At 41.4% G+C, this 3,274-nt stretch carries 3 protein-coding genes; all 3 read left to right on the top strand.

The features are described from left to right. Positions 1–71 precede the first annotated feature (71 nt). The gene (locus IQ229_RS19920; protein ID WP_194046701.1) at positions 72–1,385 is read left to right on the top strand and encodes a Tudor-knot domain-containing protein; all 1,314 of its coding nucleotides are present in this window, start codon (positions 72–74) and stop codon (positions 1,383–1,385) included. Positions 1,386–1,683: 298 nt separating this feature from the next. Then, positions 1,684–2,802 (top strand): phosphotransferase enzyme family protein, encoded by a 1,119-nt coding sequence (locus IQ229_RS19915; RefSeq protein ID WP_194046703.1) that lies wholly within the window; start codon positions 1,684–1,686, stop codon positions 2,800–2,802. Continuing rightward, on the top strand, positions 2,799–3,274 hold a 476-nt coding region (locus IQ229_RS19910), incomplete at its 3' end, for a DOMON-like domain-containing protein (protein WP_194046699.1). The genes IQ229_RS19915 and IQ229_RS19910, both read left to right, overlap by 4 nt.

Here is a 3,274-nt window from a genome sequence, read left to right as displayed (position 1 = left end):
AGAGACAGGCGCTGGATATGGGCTGCTCTGAACCGTGTTGTAACGATATTATGAGTTTTGAGGATCGGCTGATGGATAAATCGATTATTCAGTTGGTTGACGAGTTACCTACTGACAATATTACTGTCAAAGTTTTAAATGCTCTTGATTATGTAGCTCCAAGTGAATGGAGCAATTTGACGGGGTTTGACAATAATATCCGCGCCATTACTGGAGAAACCGATGCTAAGGTAATTCAAAAAATCCGCGATCGCGCTGCTAGTTTATATATAGATCCTCAACAAGGCTACCAGTTTGCAATCAAACTTTATCAAACAATTGATAAGGCAGACACAGCTATGGCAGCGGCGGCTTTAGCGAATAAAGTTAGTGAAAAAATTGGCTTTCTCTCCTTTTTAGGCAAAATTACTCCCAAAGCTGATGTCACTCAATCTATTGACTTGGCACTAAAAATCGCCGTCGAAATCATTGCCTTTTGCAAACTAAACGGTATTCCTCAACCTAATCCCCAAGAGTTTGCTAATTCCCTGGCTAACAACTATCAAAATGCATCCCTAATGCGGATGATAGCTTTAGTTTGTCTAGATGGAATTTTGCCCTTGGGCCCTGACTTTCTCAGCAAAATTCACGGAGTTATTAGTGGTACTGATGCTAATGCAATAACTCAAAATCCGGTTTTCTTAGCCGTTAATAACTTTCTTCCAGGCAGTAATCCTTCTGATAAAGTTGGTTTTATCAGTCAGGGTTTCAACTCCGTGCAAGGCTGGATGAATAATTTAGTATCCAAAACAGGCATAACCCCGCAATCAATTTCTAGTAATTTGGGTAATTTTATTCAGATTGCTGATGATAATTTAGATTTAGTTGCAGCATTCTTAGATCAAACTACCAATTACTACGAGCATACAGGAATTCAAACTGTCGCTCGCAGTTTGATTTTGCAAGCATACACTTTAGTAAAAGAGGAAATAAAACAAGAGGAACAAAAGCCGATTCAAGATGTCTCATCTGCTGTTAAATCAGATAAATCAGATAAGAATCAGTATGAAGTCAGCAAAACAGTAGAAGTCTGGGATAATGATGACGAGGATTGGTATCAGGGAACTATTGAGAAAATCGAAGATGACCAGTTCTTTGTTCATTACCTTGGTTACGGTTCATCTTACGACGAGTGGGTAGGCGAAGATGACATTCGGACTCGCGATCTTCGCTCCACTGATGAGAATGGATATGCAGTAGGTCAAAAGGTAAAATGTTGGGATGATGACCAAGAGGCTTGGTATTCCGCAACGATTCAGCAAATCCAAGGTCAGCAATACTTTCTTCACTACGTTGGTTATGACTCATCTTATGATGAGTGGGTTGATAGCGATGAGATTTCCTAACTATTGAATTCGTCTTGTTCCCAGCCTCCAGGCTGGGAATGTGTTTAAAAGAGGCTCTGCCTCTTGTCAAGCTACTGGAGGCAGAGCCTCCCAGAATGGGTTCCCAGTCTAGAGACTGGGAACCAGTCAGAGCAAGGGCTGTATCTTTTCTTAGTGCCATTCCCCTTTAACCTTTCCCAACATCTTGCAAAAGTTACTTTTGCAAAATCGTATAATTACAAATTATCTTGACACTTGCGCTACGATATCCCCTATTGCTTTCGTGCAAAGTACGTGAGGAGTAGTAGAGATGAAACAGATGATAGAAGAATTTAATACACAGGATACTCGAAATCTAGTGGCGATCGCTAACCAATTCGCCCAACACGAAAAGGTTACAGGCGTTAAACCATTTGGCAGTGGTAATATAAATGACACCTTTTTAGCAACTTTAGATTCTTCAAAGGAACAATATTTTGTCCTGCAACGCATTAACACGCAAGTGTTTCGTCAGCCACAACTGATTATGCAAAATATGCGTACCTTAACTGAGCACGTTCAGAAACGGTTGCAGGATACACCCCTTAATCGTCGCTGGGAAGTGCCACGCGTACTATTGACCAAAAAGGCTCAAGACCACTGGAAGGATGCAGATGGCTCATTTTGGCGCGCAATCAGCTTTATTCAAGGCTCCCAGTCTTTTGATAGTATGTGCGATCGCTCCCACGCCAAAGAAATCGGTTATGCCTTGGGGATGTTCCACAATCTGATCAGCGATTTGCCAGCAGAAAAACTTGCTGACACCCTCGAAGGGTTTCATATTACACCGTTTTATCTCCAGCATTACGAGGAAGTTTTGCCAAAAACTAGTGTGCGTCAATCTTCGGAAGTTAATTATTGCTTACAGTTTGTTAGCGATCGCCAAGCCTTTGCACATATCCTAGAAAATGCTAAAGCTGAAGGCAAGCTACCCCTACGTCTGATGCACGGCGATCCCAAAATCAATAACGTGATGTTCGACATTGTTACCCAGCAAGCCGTCAGCGTCATCGACCTCGACACCGTTAAACCTGGTCTAGTACATTACGATATTGGTGATTGTCTGCGATCGGGTTGCAATCCGGCTGGTGAAGAAACCGAGAATTGGGAAAGTATTTATTTCGATACCGATCTGTGTCAGGAAATCCTTCAAGGTTATCTCGCTGTGGCTAAGGCATTTCTGACCGAGAATGATTATGCATACATATATGATGCAATTCGTCTAATTACTTTTGAACTAGGACTGAGATTTTTTGCTGATTATTTAGCAGGAAATGTCTACTTCAAAGTTAAGCACCCAGAACATAATTTAGCAAGAGCGATCGTCCAGTTTAAGCTTACCGAAAGTATTGAATCTCAAGAAACGCAGATTCGCAAAATTATCCAAGATATGAAATGAACAAGCAGACGTTTTCCCTGCAACCCTTCCCTTCCACCGAGTCTTTTGCTCATTTGAAAATTACAGGCAATATCTCTCGAAATGCTAATCAACTTACCATCTGCTACAACCTTGGAGGCGACTTAAAAGAAATTGCAATTGTTCCACCATCAAATGCACCATCACGCAAGTATGAACTTTGGGAAGACACTTGCTTTGAATTCTTCCTTGGCATAAAAAATTCTGCACGGTATTGGGAGTTCAACCTCTCTCCTGCCGGACACTGGAATGTCTATCGCTTTGATGGCTATCGTCAAGGGATGCAAGAGGAAACAGCTTTTGAAAAGTTACTGTTTAGCGTTCAGAATCAAGCTGATAGTCTAGAACTGGCTTTAAATGTTGATTTGGATAAAATTGTCTCGGCAAACCAAGCTATCAAAATTGGCATTACTACAGTTATCAAACAGAGAGATTGCGAGATTACTTACTGGGC

The organism is Nostoc cf. edaphicum LEGE 07299 (assembly GCF_015207245.1).
Classification (GTDB): domain Bacteria; phylum Cyanobacteriota; class Cyanobacteriia; order Cyanobacteriales; family Nostocaceae; genus Nostoc; species Nostoc edaphicum_B.
Note: the sequence above shows the minus strand (reverse complement) of the source record. Positions and strands in the feature narration are given on the sequence as shown.

What these genes read in the sequence shown, in the direction of transcription:
- IQ229_RS19915 (WP_194046703.1), top strand. Translation starts at nt 1,684, where the DNA reads ATGATAGAAGAATTTAATACACAGGATACTCGAAATCTAGTGGCGATC.
- IQ229_RS19920 (WP_194046701.1), top strand. Translation starts at nt 72, where the DNA reads ATGGATAAATCGATTATTCAGTTGGTTGACGAGTTACCTACTGACAAT.